Below are 14365 nucleotides of genomic sequence, written 5' to 3' on the forward strand. Positions count from 1 at the left end.
CCCGCTGCTCGATGCGTTTGCATTGAACGTGGCCGGAACCGGCCGAGAATGCATCGAAGGAGCATGACCGAATGACGACGACCGAGACGACCATCGAGATCCCGGGCTACAAGGCCGGAACCTGGAAGATCGACCCGACGCACAGCGAGGTGGCCTTCAGCGTCCGCCACCTCATGATCAGCAAGGTCAAGGGCAAGTTCGAGCGCTTCGACGCGACCTTCGTCACCGGCGAGGACCCGCTCGACTCCCGCGTGACGGCCACCGCCGAGGTCGCCTCGATCAACACGAACGAGCCGAACCGCGACGCGCACCTTCGCACGAACGACTTCTTCCAGGCCGACCAGTACCCGACGATCGAGTTCGTCTCGACCGGCGTCCGCGTCGTCGACGGCGACTTCAAGGTGGACGGCGACCTCACGATCAAGGGCGTGACCAAGCCGGTCACGTTCGACTTCGACTTCGGCGGCTTCGGCACCGACCCCTACGGCAACTACAAGGGCGGCGCCACGGCGAAGACCGTGATCAACCGCGAGGACTTCGGCCTGTCGTGGAACGCGGCCCTCGAGACCGGCGGCGTGCTCGTCGGCGAGCAGGTCACGATCACGATCGAGCTGCAGGCGGCGCTCGTCCAGGAGTGAACGCGCCGCGCGTGGTCGCGCTGAGGGCGGCCCGGGCTCCGGCCCGGGCCGCCCTCACTCGTCCGCCGCCGAGTCGACCACGTGCAGTTCGACACCGTGGAATCGCGCCCAGGCCGCGAGCGGACGCGTGAACCGATCGGATGCCGCCCGGCTCGGCGGCTCGAACCAGCGGAGCTCCACCCGCGGCTTCGCGGCGGTGCCCGCGCGACGCCAGGTGCCGACCACGCGCCCGTCCAGCACGAGCAGCGGCTGGAACACGCCGTTCCCGCCGGGGATCACGCGATCGGCGAAGCGGGGATCGCACACGGGGGAGCGGTCGGCGTAGCCGAGGAAGTACTCGTCGAAGGCCGCGAGCGCAAGTGCCCCCCGCGGGCGGGATGCCGCGGCATCCGTCGACCCGGCTGCGACGAAGCGGTCGGGCTCGGGCCCGAACCGCTCGACGCGGTCGCCCGCCGCCGCGAGCGCCGTCGCGGCGTCGGTCTTCGTGACCCCCATCCACCACGCGAAGTCGGCGACCGTCGCTGGACCATGGCCCGTCGCGTACGCGGTGAACAGCTCGGCCAGCGTCTCGTCGCGCTCGGCCGGCTCGCCCCCGTCGGCGGGCGCCCAGTCGTCGAGCAGCGCGAATCGCTGGCTGCGCCCGTCGACGGGGCCGCCGCACAGCACCCCGTCGCGCGCGAGCCACGCGATGAGGTGGTAGGCACGCTGTCCGTCCGGACGGATGCCCGCGGCCGCCCACGTCGCCGCGAGCTCGTCTCGCGATGCGGTGCCGGATGCCGCGAGCAGCCGTTCGGCGGCATCGCGCGCGACTCGGTAGTCGGTGTCGTCGAGCTCAAGCTGCACGAGTCGGGATCGGGACGCGGCGGTGATCCGCGGGCCGGTGATCCTCAGCGCGGGACGCAGCAGCCGGGCCGGCATGAAATGGAGGGTGCCGCGCATCGGCCACGACCGCACGATGCGGCGGGACTCGATGGCCGCGTCGACCGCCGCCACCGACGGTCGCGACATCCGGCTGCCCACCGCCCACTTCGCGGCACCGAGGTCCTGCGCCTGCACCGCACCCAGCCGCTCGACGACCGCGACGGGATCATCGGCGAGCTCGCGGAATCCGTGCGAGGCGAGTCGTGCGGCGCGCATCGCGGGGGAGTCTCCGGCCGGCATGCCGTCAGTCTGCCGTGGACCGCCGACCTGCGGCATCCGTCACCGCCCGGTAGACTGGAGGGCTGTGCCGCTCGGCACGCCCACCCCGCCCATCCCGACCGGAGGTCGTCCGTGCTCGCCGTCCAGGACCTCGAGATCCGCGTTGGCGCGCGCCTGCTCATGGAGGGCGTCAGCTTCCGCGTCTCCGAGGGCGACAAGATCGGCCTCGTCGGTCGCAACGGCGCCGGCAAGACGACGCTCACGAAGACGCTCGCGGGCGAGACGCTGCCCACCGGCGGTCGCATCGACCGATCGGGCGAGATCGGCTACCTGCCGCAGGACCCGCGGTCGGGCGACCCCGAGATGCTGGCGCGCACGCGCATCCTCGACGCCCGCGGTCTCGGTTCGCTCGTGCTCGGCATGCGCGAGGCGTCCGAGAAGATGGGCTCCGACGATCCTGCGGTCGCCGAGAAGGCCATGAAGCGCTACGGCACCCTGACCGACCGGTTCCAGGCGCTCGGCGGCTACGCCGCCGAAGCCGAGGCGGCGTCGATCGCGTCGAACCTCAACCTGCCCGACCGGATCCTCGACCAGCCGCTGAAGACCCTCTCGGGCGGTCAGCGCCGGCGCATCGAACTCGCGCGCATCCTGTTCTCCGACGCCGACACGATGATCCTCGACGAGCCGACGAACCACCTCGACGCCGACTCCGTCGTGTGGCTCCGCGAGTTCCTGAAGAACTACAAGGGCGGCGTCATCGTCATCAGCCACGACGTGGAGCTCGTGGGCGAGGTCGTGAACCGCGTGTTCTACCTCGACGCGAACCGCGCGCTCATCGACATCTACAACATGGGCTGGAAGCACTACCTCCGCCAGCGCGCCGCCGACGAGGAGCGTCGGAAGAAGGAGCGGGCCAACGCCGAGAAGAAGGCGGGAGCGCTGCAGGCGCAGGCGGCGAAGTTCGGCGCGAAGGCGTCGAAGGCGGCGGCCGCGCACCAGATGGTCGCGCGCGCCGAGAAGCTGCTCGCCGGCCTCGAGGAGGTGCGGTCGGTCGACCGGGTGGCGAAGCTGCGGTTCCCGACGCCCGCCCCCTGCGGCCGCACGCCGCTCACGGCATCCGACCTCTCGAAGAGCTACGGGTCGCTCGAGATCTTCACCGCCGTCGACCTCGCGATCGATCGCGGCTCCAAGGTGGTCATCATCGGCCTGAACGGCGCCGGCAAGACGACGCTGCTGCGCATCCTCGCGGGCGTCGACCGACCCGACACCGGCGTCGTGGAGGCCGGCCACGGGCTCCGCATCGGCTACTACGCCCAGGAGCACGAGACCCTCGACGTCGCTCGCACGGTGCTGCAGAACATGGTCAGCGCGTCGCCGAACCTCACCGAGACCGAGGCGCGCAAGGTGCTCGGGTCCTTCCTGTTCACCGGTGACGACGTGCACAAGCCCGCCGGCGTGCTCTCTGGCGGCGAGAAGACCCGGCTGGCGCTCGCCATGATCGTCGTCTCGGGCGCGAACGTGCTCCTGCTCGACGAGCCCACGAACAACCTCGACCCGGCGAGCCGCGCAGAGATCCTCGACGCGCTCGCCCACTACGAGGGCTCGGTCGTGCTCGTCTCGCACGACCCGGGCGCGGTCGAGGCGCTGAACCCCGAGCGGGTGCTCATCATGCCGGATGGCACGGAGGACCACTGGAGCCGGGACTACCAGGAGCTCATCGAGCTCGCCTGATCGGCGTCGCGGTGCGGGCCGAGCCGGTCTCGGGCGCGCTTCGGGCGACTCGTACTCTGCGCGCGATCGTTGCGTCCGAACGTCGACTGACGCATTGATGATGCGCTTGGTGGCGTCGAAGCGCTGTCGAGTTGCATCCGCCCGGTCTTTGACGCACACTTGCGCAGGCTCCAGATCGACCGGAGGGATTCCCCGCATGACCACGTCCGAACCGTCGCGCTCGCCCCGCCCCACCCGCATGCACGAGGTGTCCGCCGAGACCACCGACCTCGTCGACCTCGTGCTGGACTACTCGCGCCGCCGCCTGCTCGCGGACGACACCCCGCTCGACCGACCGATCTCGGAGTTCGAGCTCGACCGTCGCGCCGGTCGCAGCATCGATGAGCACGGCATCGGCGCGGAGCAGGCGCTGTCGCGCTTCGAGCACGTGCTCGCACCGGCCTGCATCACGACCGACCACGCCCAGTACCTGTCGTTCATCCCGACCGCGCCGACCAAGGCCGCGATCGCGTTCGACCTCGTGGTGTCCGCGAGCGCCCTCTACGGCGGATCGTGGCTCGAGGGCGCAGGTGCCGTGTACGCCGAGAACGAGGTGCTCGCGTGGCTCGCTCGCGAATTCGGCCTGCCGGCCACCGCGGGCGGCGTCTTCGTGCAGGGCGGCACCCTCGGCAACCTCTCCGCGCTCGTCGCCGCGCGCGAGCACGCCCGCCTCGCGATGACCCTCGCGGGCGCGCCGATGCCGGATCGCTGGCGCGTGGTGTGCAGCGGCGAGGCACACTCCTCGATCGCCTCCGCGGCCCGGGTCATGGACGTGGAGGTGGTTCCCGTGGCGCCCGGCGACGACGGGATGCTGCGGGGCGACGCCGTGCGCGCCGCGCTCGACGAGCACGGGGCCTCCGTGTTCGCCGTCGTCGCGACGGCGGGATCGACGAACTTCGGCATCGTCGACGACCTCGCCTCGATCGCGGCCCTGAAGGACGAGTACGACTTCTGGCTCCACGTCGACGGGGCCTACGGCCTGGCCGCGATGCTCTCGCCCCTCGCGCGCGACCGGTTCACCGGGGTGGAGCGCGCCGACTCGGTCATCGTCGACCCGCACAAGTGGCTGTTCGCGCCCTTCGATGCCTGCGCGCTGATCTACCGCGACCCCGAGGCCGGCCGGCGCGCGCACACCCAGCACGCCGAGTACCTGGACACGCTCACCGAGACGAGCGAGTGGAGCCCGTCGGACTATGCCGCGCACCTCACGCGCCGGGCGCGTGGCCTCCCGCTGTGGTTCTCGCTCGCCACCCACGGTGCCGCGGCGTACCGGGACGCCATCACCGCCTCGATCCGGCTCGCGCACGAGATCGCCGCGGAGATCGACCGGCGCGGCGGGTTCCGCCTGGTGCGCGACCCGCAGCTCTCCGTCGTCGTCTTCGAGCGCGAGGGCTGGACGAAGGCCGACTACGACGCGTGGTCCGCGCGGCTCCTCGAGGCCCAGCACGCGTTCGTCACGCCGAGCTCCCACGCCGGCCGGCCGAACACCCGCTTCGCCATCGTGAACCCGCTCACGACGTTCGAGCAGCTCGCCGCCATCCTCGACACGATGCGATGACCCCGATCGAATCGTGAACTGGGGTAACGATGCAGCAGGTTCCGATTCGCTCCCGGATGACGCGCCGACGCGTCATCGGCGATCGAGGATCTCGTCCTCCACGTCGGCGTCGCTCCGGCTGCGCGACGGCTTGGGCGGCCGCTTGGGCTCGGTCGACGGATGCCGCGGCGGGCCCGACCGCTCTGCGGCATCCGCGGCGAGCAGCTTGCGCTCCTGGTTGGCGAACCAGCCCAGGGCGACGAAGCCCATGAGGGCGAACACGAACCACTGCAGCGCATAGGAGAGGTGCGGGCCCTCGTCGCGCTCGGGGCGGGGCAGGGCGACGGGTGGCTCGGACGCATCCGCTCCGGTCTGAACGAGGATGCCGTAGGCGCCCGTGTAGGTGGGTTCGCCGACCCGCTCGGCGAGTTCGTCGAGGTCGATCGTGGCGAACTCGGCACCCGACGAGGTTCGGCCGGCGATCTGCTGCTCGCCCGCCTTGAGGCGCGCCGTCACCTCCACGCGGCCGTCGGGCGCGGCCGGGAACTCGGACGGGCGCCCTTCGGAGTCCTGCGGGATCCATCCGCGATCGACCACGAACACCGTGCCGTCGTCGAGCCGGAGGGGGGTCAGCACCTCGAAGCCGGTGCTCCCGGCCCCCGGGCGGTTGCGCACCACGACCTCCTCGTCGTGGAGGTACTCGCCCGACAGGGCCACGACCTGCCAGCGCTGGTCGATGTCGAACGAGTAGGGATCGGGCAGCGCCTCGGCGACCGGGATCGGGTCGGCGTCGTAGTTCGCGTCGATCCGCGCGACCTCGGCGAGCGCCTCGGCGCGGCGATTGAACTGCCAGGTGCCGAGCGCCGAGCAGGCGATCGCGAAGACCACCACGAGCGCGAGGTACCCCGCCCAGCGCGGCGAGGCGAGGAATCGCCATCGGCTCACGCCGAGCCACCCCCGACCGGGCCGGCGCCGGGCGAGGGCGCGGGTGCTGCGGCATCCGTCGCCTCGAAGGACGACACGCGCACCGGGAACGAGCGTGCGGCGAGGAACTCGCGCAGGTAGTCGACGTGCTCGTCGCACGCGAGCCAGGTCTTGACGCGGTCCTCGGCGTGGATCTTGGGGTTGCGCCAGTCGATGCGGCTGGTCGCCGCCTTGCGGCACCCCGCGCGGGAGCAGCCGCCCGCGGGGGCGGCGTCGAGCGAGCCGATCACGCGGCGTCCCCCCGGGAGCGCGGCTCGCGCGTCTCGTCGTCGCCCGCCGCTGCGTCGTCGGACAGGGGAGCGCCGGGCGAGCCCGGGGGCAGCGGCATCAGCCCGCCGGGCCGCAGCACCTCCTGGTCGCGGCGCGACGTGCCGACGTTCGCGACGATCACCGCGAAGTAGGGGAGGAAGACCGCCCCGGCGGCGAAGACGAGGATCCACCAGCCCTGCGCGAACAGCAGCGCGAAGATGCAGGCGACGCGGATGCCCATCATGACCGAGTACTTGATCATGCGCGCACGCCGCTCGTCGTCCGGCGACGCCGGCAACGACGTGATCGACTGGGTGGGCTGGTGCTTCATGGTGGTCGCCGGGGCTGGCGGCGCTCCTCACCTCCAAGGGTACGTCCGATAGGGGCAGCGGATGCCGCTACACGGCAACCTCTATGCTGGGACGGGCCGTTCGGCCTTGACGCGCACCCCCTGGAGAGAGACGGAGTCCGCCATGACCACGAGCCGTACCGTTCTGGTGACCGGGGGCAACCGCGGCATCGGCTACGCGATCGCCGAGGAGTTCCTCGCGCAGGGGCACCGGGTCGCCGTGACGGCCCGCTCCGGCGAGGGTCCCGAGGGGGCGCTCACCGTGCGCGCCGACGTCACCGACGCCGAGTCGATCGACCGCGCGTTCACCGAGATCGAGGCCGCGCTCGGACCCGTCGAGGTCGTCATCGCCAACGCCGGCATCACCCGCGACACCCTGCTCATGCGCATGAGCGAGGAGGAGTTCACGAGCGTCGTCGACACGAACCTCACGGGCGCCTTCCGCGTGGTCAAGCGCGCGTCGAAGGGCATGCTCAAGGCGCGCTTCGGTCGCGTCGTGCTCATCTCGAGCGTCGTAGGGCTGTTCGGCGGTGCCGGGCAGGTGAACTACTCGTCGTCGAAGGCGGGCCTCGTGGGCATGGCGCGCTCGATCACGCGCGAGCTCGGCGCGAGGAACATCACCGCCAACGTCGTCGCCCCCGGGTTCATCGAGACCGACATGACGGATGCGCTGCCCGCGGAGCAGCAGGCCGAGTACAGGAAGAACATCCCCGCCGGCCGCTTCGCCACGCCCGGCGAGGTCGCGAAGGTCGTCGCGTGGCTCGCGGGCGACGACGCCGGCTACATCTCGGGCGCCGTCATCCCGGTCGACGGCGGCCTCGGCATGGGGCACTGACCACCGCCGACAGGGGAGAGCGGTCGCGCAGGGATCAGCGGTCGATCCGGTTCGCCGAGTACTCGGCGCCCTGCGGAGGCGTGCCGAAGCGCGCGTTCGGCAGGTAGAGCGAGTTCGCGTACGACGCGACCGTCGTTGGCACGTCGAACGCCTGGCTCGTGAGCTGGTCGACGTACGTCCCGCTCCGGCCGTCTGCGGCGAGCTCCACCACGCCGACGAGGTTGAGCCGGTTCTGCACGACGTACAGGGTGCGCCCCTCGACGAGGAGTCCGTCGCCGTTCGTGAGCGGCACGCCGCCGAGGTCGACCGCGGTCGCGACACCGGTCGCGGGATCCACCCGGAAGAGGGTCGAGGTCGCCGACTGGATGACGAGCAGGGCCTTTCCGTCCGGCGTCACCTCGATGCCGTTCGCGTTGAAGCCCGGCTGCAGGACGAAGTCGCCGGTGAGTGGAAGGGCCTCGACCGCGTCCTGCGGGGGCAGCGCCCCGGCCGGTCCGAGGGGGAGCCGGTAGAGCTGCGCCTGCTGGCTGTCGGTGAACCATGCGGCGTCCCGCGTGACGATGACGTCGTTGACGAACGTCGCGCCGGAACCGAGCCGGTAGCTCGCGAGCAACTCGCCCGTGCGCGTGTCGATGACGCGGGCATCGCCGGCCGGGCCGCCGGCGACGAACAGGCGGCCGCGCTGGTCGACGTCGAGGCCGACCGACGGCGTGCCGGGGCCTTCGGCGATGACGTCGCCGGCGCCGCTGCGCACGTCGGCCGCGTAGATGTCGCCGTCGGCCAGCGACCCGAAGTAGGCGGTGCCGCGCGCGTCGATGGCGATCCCCTCGGGCTGGAAGCCGTCGGGGAGTGGGATGGCGTCCTGCAGCGCCCCGCGTGGGGCTGAAGGCGCCGGCGCCGCCGAGGCGGCCGGGGTGAACCCGAGGGCGACGAGCGCCAGGGCGGCGAGGGAAGCGGACGAAACGACGGCGGTTCGAGTCTTCATGCCCTCACGCTAGGCCGGACGCGAGCACGATCCATGCATTCGGATGGAACTCGCAGACCTCGACCAGCCGGCGGCCAGATCGTCGGCCGGGGAGGACGGCGTTACCCGAGCCGCTACCCGCGGAGCCCGGCGAGCGCGAGCACGCCGCTGAGGTCGACGCGGTCGATCGCGACATCCGCCTGCGCCCGCACCACGGGCTTGGCGCAGAACGCGACACCGAGCGCCGCGCGATCGAGCATCCGCAGGTCGTTCGCACCGTCGCCCACGGCGATCGTCCGCGAGATCGGGGTGCCGGATGCCGCCGCCCACTCCTCGAGCGCACGACGCTTCGCCTCAGCGTCGACGACGTCGCCGAGCACGCGCCCGGTGAGTCGATCGCCGTCCGTCTCGAGCCGGTTCGCGCGGCAGAAGTCGAGCCCGAGCCGCTCGGCGAGCGGATCGAGCAGCTCGTGGAACCCGCCGGAGACCACGCCGACGCGGCCGCCCGCGGCGTGCACCCCATCGATGAGCTCGCGGACCCCCGGCGTGGGCGTGAGCCGGTCTCGGGCCGCCAGGACCTCGGCGACGGGCAACCCCGCGAGCGTCGCGACGCGCTCCCTGAGGCTCGCGGCGAAGTCGAGTTCGCCGCGCATGGCGCGCTCGGTCACGTCGGCGACGTGCTGCAGGCTCCCGGCCGCCTCGGCGAGCAGCTCGATCGCCTCCTCGCGGATGAGCGTCGAGTCGGCGTCGAGCACGACGAGCAGGCCGCCCTCGCGGCCGGATGGGCCCGCGGTCACGCCGAGGCTCGCACGTGCGAGCCCTTGCCCACCACGGTCACGCCGCTCTCGGTGACGACGAAGCCGCGCGCGAGGTCCTCGGCGCGGTTCAGCCCGATGTGGGCGCCCTCCTCGACGACGACCTCCTTGTCGAGGATGGCGCGACGCACCGTCGCCCCGGCCTCGATGCGCGCGCGGTCGAACAGGATCGAGTCGGACACGTTCGCGCCCGAGCCGACGATCGCCCACGGACCGAGCACGCTCCGCTCGACGTGCGCGCCCGAGATCACCGAACCCAGCGACACGATCGAGTCGATGACCGTGCCGAGCGAACCGCGGGCATCGCGCGTGAACTTCGCGGGCGGCGAGTTCACCTGCTGGCTGAAGATCGGCCACTCGCGGTTGTACAGGTTGAAGATCGGCAGCACCGAGATGAGGTCCTGGTGCGCCTCAAAGAACGAGTCGATCGTTCCCACGTCGCGCCAGTAGTAGCGGTCGCGATCGGTCGAGCCGGGCACGTCGTTGCGCTTGAGGTCGTAGACGCCGGCGTTGCCCTGTGCCACGAACGCGGGGATGATGTCGCCGCCCATGTCGTGGCTGGAGTCGGTGCGCTCGCCGTCGCGCAGCACGGCGTCGATGAGGGCGTCGGCGTTGAAGACGTAGTTGCCCATCGAGGCGAGCACCTCGTTCGGCGAGTCGGGCAGCCCCTCCGGGTCGCTCGGCTTCTCGAGGAACTGGTGGATGCGGTCGGGCGCGTTCGGGTCGACCTCGATGACGCCGAACTGGTTGGCGAGCGAGATCGGCTGGCGGATGGCGGCCACCGTGGCATCCGCTCCGGACTCGATGTGCGCCTCGATCATCTGGCTGAAGTCCATGCGGTAGACGTGGTCGGCGCCGACCACGACGATGATGTCGGGCTGCTCGTCGTAGATGAGGTTGAGGCTCTGCAGGATCGCGTCGGCCGAACCGGAGAACCACCGCTTGCCGAGCCGCTGCTGCGCGGGCACGGAGGCGACGTACGACCCGAGGAGCCCGTCGAGGTGCCAGGTCTGCGACACGTGCCGGTCGAGGCTGTGCGACTTGTACTGGGTGAGCACGACGATCTGGCGCAGGCCCGAGTTCACGAGGTTCGACAGCGCGAAGTCGATGAGCCGGTACTGCCCCCCGAACGGCACCGCGGGCTTCGCGCGGTCCTCGGTCAGGGGCATCAGGCGCTTCCCCTCGCCGCCAGCAAGGACAATGCCGAAGATCTTGCGCGTCGCCACCATGTGCCCAGCGTAGTCAGACGGATGCCGCATGGCACAGGAGGTTGACGGCGCGTGACCGCGACGGGCTAACGTTGCCGCATGCGCGTCGACCTGCTCACCCGCGAGTACCCGCCCGAGATCTACGGAGGGGCCGGGGTGCACGTCGCCGAACTGGTCCGAGCGCTCCGCCGCGACGTCGACGTGCGGGTCCGCGCGTTCGGCGCGCCCCGCGACGAGGAGGGCACGACCGGCTACGGCACGCCCGCCGAGTTCACCGACGTCAACGCGGCGCTGTCGACGATGGGCGTCGACCTGCTGATGGCCGCGGATGCCGCGGGCGCCGACCTGGTCCACTCGCACACCTGGTACGCCAACTTCGCCGGCTTCGTCGCCAAGAAGCTGCACGGGATCCCGCACGTGGTCACGGCGCACAGCCTCGAGCCGCTCCGGCCGTGGAAGGCGGAGCAGCTCGGCGGGGGCTACCGCGTCTCGAGCTGGGTCGAGCGCGCCGCCTTCGAGGACGCCGACGCGGTGGTCGCGGTGAGCGACGGCATGCGACGAGACATCCTGCGGTCGTACCCCTCGATCGACCCGGCGCGCGTCTCGGTCGTCTACAACGGCATCGACCTCGAGGACTGGCGTCCGAACCACGACCCCGACCTGGTGCGCTCGCTGGGGGTCGACCCCGACCTGCCGTCGATCGTGTTCGTCGGGCGCATCACGCGGCAGAAGGGCCTGCCGTACCTGCTGCGCGCGGCGCGCTCGCTCCCGGACGACGTGCAGCTCGTGCTGTGCGCGGGCGCCCCCGACACGCCCGAGATCATGGCCGAGGTCTCCGGGCTCGTCGCCGAGCTCGCGGAGACCCGCCGTGGCGTGGTGTGGATCGATCGGCACCTCCCGCGCGCCGAGCTCACGGCACTGCTCACCGCGGCGACGTGCTTCGTGTGCCCCTCGGTCTACGAGCCCCTCGGCATCGTGAACCTCGAGGCCATGGCCTGCGGGGCGGCGGTCGTCGGCACGGCCACGGGCGGCATCCCCGAGGTCGTCGACGACGGCGTGACGGGGGTGCTCGTGCCCATCGACCAGGCCGATGACGGGACGGGCACGCCGCTCGATCCGGATCGGTTCGTGGCCGACCTCGCGGCGGCGCTCACGCGCGTCGTGAGCGACCCCGGGCGTGCCCGCGAGATGGGCGCGGCGGGGCGGGTGCGGGCCGAGCAGCACTTCGCGTGGGCCGCGATCGCCGACGAGACGCGCGCGCTCTACGAGCGGGTCCTCGCCGGGCGCTGACCCCGCCGCCGGTGCGCGGGACGGGTTCGAACGTCCCACTAGCATGGTCAGCATGGCGTCTACGGTTCTGCAGTTCCAGCACGTGTCGGTGGTCCGCGACGGGAACGCGATCCTCGACGACATGGACTGGAACGTCGCCTCCGACGAGCGCTGGGTGATCCTCGGGCCGAACGGTGCCGGCAAGACCACGCTGCTGCAGATCGCCGCCGCCGCCATGCACCCGACCAAGGGGTCCGTCGAGGTCCTCGGCGAGCCGCTCGGCAAGACCGACGTCTTCGAGCTCCGTCCGATGATCGGCTTCGCCTCCACCGCGATGGCGCGCCGGATCCCGAAGAACGAGACCGTCATCGACTCGGTCCTCACCGCCGCGTACTCGGTCACGGGCCGGTGGAACGAGGAGTACGAGACGATCGACGACCGCCGTGCCCAGCGGGTGCTCAAGGAATGGCAGCTCGAGGGGTTCGCCGACCGCCGCTTCGGCAGCCTCTCCGACGGCGAGCAGAAGCGGGTGCAGATCGCCCGCTCGGTCATGACCGACCCCGAGCTGCTGCTGCTCGACGAGCCCGCGGCGTCGCTCGACCTGGGTGCGCGCGAGGAGCTCGTCGAGCTGCTCGGCGGCTACGCGTCGTCGGCCTCGTCGCCGGCGATCGTCATGGTGACCCACCACGTCGAGGAGATCCCGCAGGGCTTCACGCACGCCATGCTGCTCGCCGACGGCACCATCCGGTCCGCCGGGCCGATCGGCGAGGCGCTGACGTCCGAGACGCTCACCGAGACGTTCGGACTTCCGATCGAGCTCACCGAGCGGGACGGGCGCTACGCGGCGCGCGCCGCCCGCTGACGCGCCATCCGCTCACCCTCTGCTAGACTTGTGTGCTGGCCCGACGGCCGACATGCTTTCCCTGCCCGAAGGCGGGGCGAATCCGAATCCGAATCAACAAGGAAGTCTCCATGAAGACCGACATCCACCCCGCCTACAACGCCGTCGTCTTCCGCGACCTCGCCTCGGGCGAGACGTTCCTCACGCGCTCGACGGTGACCAGCGACAAGACGATCGAGCTCGACGGCCAGACCTACCCGGTCATCGACGTCGAGATCTCGTCGGCCTCGCACCCGTTCTACACGGGCAAGCAGCGCATCATGGACTCGGCCGGTCGCGTCGAGAAGTTCAACCAGCGCTTCAAGAACTTCGGCAAGTAAGACACTGCCGCACCCGAAGGCCCCGTCGCATCGACGGGGCCTTCGTCGTGCCCGTGCCGCCGCAGCGGACACGTCCGCCGATCACGCCCCGTGGGCGGCGGTGACGCGGAGGTAGCGAGCCGCCTCGTCGATCGCAGCGAGCTGCGCCTCGTGCGGGGTGATCCGCCCCGCGTCGAGCTCGTCGCCGATCTCGAGAAAGCGGCGCGCCTCGCCGGGGTCGGCGTCGCCGACGACGCCGCGCGCCCAGTCGACGAGCTCGCGCACCGAGATGCGGTCGCGGAGCAGCAGCGCCGCGAGTGCGCGCATCGCCATCGGACGGGTTCCGGGGTCGGGGTCGGGCACCGGGACGCCGAGTTCGCCCAGCGCGCGTTCCAGGGCGGCACGCAGTTCCCACGCCTCATCAGAGTCCGACAGGCCCGCGAGTTCGTGCAGCGCGGGAGCGTCGAGTCCCGCGACGACCGCCTCGACGGCGGCGTCGATGAGGAAGGACGGAGGGCTGTCGCCCACGAGCCACAGGGCGCTCGCCTCCGTGAACGCGTCAACTGCCGGTCGGTCCTCGAGCGGGCTCGTCATGGGTCCAGCGTCGCAGACCAACGCGATCCGCGCGACGGCCGTTCGTCCCGTCCGGCCACGACGACCGCAGCCGCGCCGCGGCTCAGCGCAGCGGCCACGCCCCCGACGTCGTGAACTCCGGCTCGCCGTTCGCCCGCCGCCACTGCTGATAGCTCTCGGCCTGCTCCCGGCACCAGTCGACCTGGCGTGCGTGCAGTTCGGCGACCGCAATCGCGGCGAGCTCGGGGAACGCCCGGGCGATCGCCTGCGCCACCCGCCCCGCGGCGATCGCGTCGGCGCCGGCGTCGTGCGCCGCGGTCAGCTCGACGCCGTAGTGCTCGCACGCGGCGGTGAGCGTGCGCTTGCCCCGGCGGAAGCGGTCGGCGGCCTTGTCGATGACGAGGGGGTCGACCACGTGCGCCGGCCCGCAGAACGCCTCGTGTCCGTACCGCTCGGCCTCGCGGTGCAGGACCGAGAGGTCGTAGGCGGCGTTGTACGCCACGATCGGCAGGCCCCGCGCCGCGGCATCCGTCAGCGCCTCGATGATCTCGGCCACGCCCTGCACGGCCGGCACCCCCTCGAGCCGCGCGCGCTCGGTGGTCACCCCGTGGATGAGCGTGGCCGCGGTCGGGATCTCGACGCCCGGGTCGACGATCCACTGCCGCTGCTCGAGCACCTCGCCCGAGGGGCCGATCACGCCCACGTGGGCGGTGACGATGCGGCAGGTGTCGATGTCGATGCCGGTCGTCTCGAGGTCGAAGACCGCGAGGGTGTCGGCCCAGGATGCGGCGGGGGAGTGCTCCATGCCCGTCACGGTATCCACGCCCTCCGACA

Annotated in this window: 16 protein-coding genes; 7 read left to right on the top strand and 9 right to left on the bottom strand. The window is 71.7% G+C overall.

Features of this window, described 5'->3' with window-relative positions:
- Positions 1-71: 71 nt before the first annotated feature.
- Positions 72-638, top strand: coding sequence for a YceI family protein (locus tag RH861_RS09395; RefSeq protein ID WP_067946831.1), 567 nt, complete (start codon positions 72-74; stop codon positions 636-638).
- A 54-nt stretch (positions 639-692) separates the two neighbouring features.
- Here RH861_RS09395 and RH861_RS09400 read toward each other — a convergent pair whose 3' ends face one another.
- Positions 693-1799, bottom strand: a complete 1107-nt coding sequence (locus RH861_RS09400) for a winged helix DNA-binding domain-containing protein (protein ID WP_310520756.1) — start codon at positions 1797-1799, stop codon at positions 693-695.
- Positions 1800-1910: 111 nt separating this feature from the next.
- Between RH861_RS09400 and RH861_RS09405 the strand changes: the two genes are divergently transcribed.
- Both RH861_RS09405 and RH861_RS09410 read left to right on the top strand, forming a co-directional pair.
- Entirely contained in the window at positions 1911-3509 is a 1599-nt protein-coding gene (locus tag RH861_RS09405; protein ID WP_310520757.1) for an ABC-F family ATP-binding cassette domain-containing protein, read from the top strand.
- Positions 3510-3705: 196 nt separating this feature from the next.
- Positions 3706-5106, top strand: a complete 1401-nt coding sequence (locus RH861_RS09410; RefSeq protein WP_310520758.1) for a pyridoxal phosphate-dependent decarboxylase family protein — start codon at positions 3706-3708, stop codon at positions 5104-5106.
- Between the two features lie 72 nt (positions 5107-5178).
- On the opposite strand, the gene RH861_RS09415 is transcribed toward RH861_RS09410, so the two are convergent.
- Genes RH861_RS09415 through RH861_RS09425 form a run of 3 tightly spaced genes read right to left on the bottom strand, consistent with a single transcriptional unit; the run spans position 5179 to position 6649 of the window.
- Entirely contained in the window at positions 5179-6030 is an 852-nt protein-coding gene (locus RH861_RS09415; RefSeq protein ID WP_310520759.1) for an SURF1 family cytochrome oxidase biogenesis protein, read from the bottom strand.
- The gene (locus RH861_RS09420) at positions 6027-6299 is read right to left on the bottom strand and encodes a hypothetical protein (RefSeq protein WP_374760969.1); all 273 of its coding nucleotides are present in this window, start codon (positions 6297-6299) and stop codon (positions 6027-6029) included. The genes RH861_RS09415 and RH861_RS09420 overlap by 4 nt, the downstream gene beginning before the upstream one ends.
- Positions 6296-6649, bottom strand: coding sequence for a DUF3099 domain-containing protein (locus RH861_RS09425; RefSeq protein ID WP_082847019.1), 354 nt, complete (start codon positions 6647-6649; stop codon positions 6296-6298). The genes RH861_RS09420 and RH861_RS09425 overlap by 4 nt, the downstream gene beginning before the upstream one ends.
- Before the next feature lie 142 nt (positions 6650-6791).
- Between RH861_RS09425 and RH861_RS09430 the strand changes: the two genes are divergently transcribed.
- Complete coding sequence (locus RH861_RS09430; protein WP_310520760.1) at positions 6792-7502, top strand: beta-ketoacyl-ACP reductase; 711 nt, start codon at positions 6792-6794, stop codon at positions 7500-7502.
- 34 nt (positions 7503-7536) lie between these two features.
- Here RH861_RS09430 and RH861_RS09435 read toward each other — a convergent pair whose 3' ends face one another.
- The 3 genes from RH861_RS09435 to glgC form a co-directional block, all read right to left on the bottom strand.
- Positions 7537-8487: an SMP-30/gluconolactonase/LRE family protein gene (locus RH861_RS09435; RefSeq protein ID WP_310520761.1), complete on the bottom strand. Its 951-nt coding sequence runs from the start codon at positions 8485-8487 to the stop codon at positions 7537-7539.
- 113 nt (positions 8488-8600) lie between these two features.
- Positions 8601-9263, bottom strand: coding sequence for a phosphoserine phosphatase SerB (serB, locus tag RH861_RS09440; protein WP_248599682.1), 663 nt, complete (start codon positions 9261-9263; stop codon positions 8601-8603).
- Positions 9260-10510, bottom strand: a complete 1251-nt coding sequence (gene glgC, locus RH861_RS09445; protein WP_067946847.1) for a glucose-1-phosphate adenylyltransferase — start codon at positions 10508-10510, stop codon at positions 9260-9262. Before glgC ends, serB begins: the two co-directional genes overlap by 4 nt.
- Before the next feature lie 78 nt (positions 10511-10588).
- Between glgC and glgA the strand changes: the two genes are divergently transcribed.
- The 3 genes from glgA (at position 10589) to RH861_RS09460 (ending at position 12979) form a co-directional block, all read left to right on the top strand.
- A complete protein-coding gene (gene glgA, locus RH861_RS09450) occupies positions 10589-11779 on the top strand; it encodes a glycogen synthase (RefSeq protein ID WP_310520762.1) in 1191 nt (396 codons plus the stop codon).
- 52 nt (positions 11780-11831) lie between these two features.
- Positions 11832-12620 (top strand): ABC transporter ATP-binding protein, encoded by a 789-nt coding sequence (locus RH861_RS09455; protein WP_310520763.1) that lies wholly within the window; start codon positions 11832-11834, stop codon positions 12618-12620.
- A 110-nt stretch (positions 12621-12730) separates the two neighbouring features.
- Positions 12731-12979: a type B 50S ribosomal protein L31 gene (locus tag RH861_RS09460; RefSeq protein WP_067946854.1), complete on the top strand. Its 249-nt coding sequence runs from the start codon at positions 12731-12733 to the stop codon at positions 12977-12979.
- An 81-nt stretch (positions 12980-13060) separates the two neighbouring features.
- On the opposite strand, the gene RH861_RS09465 is transcribed toward RH861_RS09460, so the two are convergent.
- Both RH861_RS09465 and RH861_RS09470 read right to left on the bottom strand, forming a co-directional pair.
- Positions 13061-13552, bottom strand: coding sequence for a hypothetical protein (locus RH861_RS09465; protein WP_310520764.1), 492 nt, complete (start codon positions 13550-13552; stop codon positions 13061-13063).
- Between the two features lie 82 nt (positions 13553-13634).
- Positions 13635-14336, bottom strand: a complete 702-nt coding sequence (locus RH861_RS09470) for an exonuclease domain-containing protein (RefSeq protein WP_310520765.1) — start codon at positions 14334-14336, stop codon at positions 13635-13637.
- Positions 14337-14365: the final 29 nt, after the last annotated feature.

Source organism: Agromyces indicus, from assembly GCF_031432295.1.
In the GTDB taxonomy this organism is placed as follows: Bacteria; Actinomycetota; Actinomycetes; order Actinomycetales; family Microbacteriaceae; genus Agromyces; species Agromyces indicus.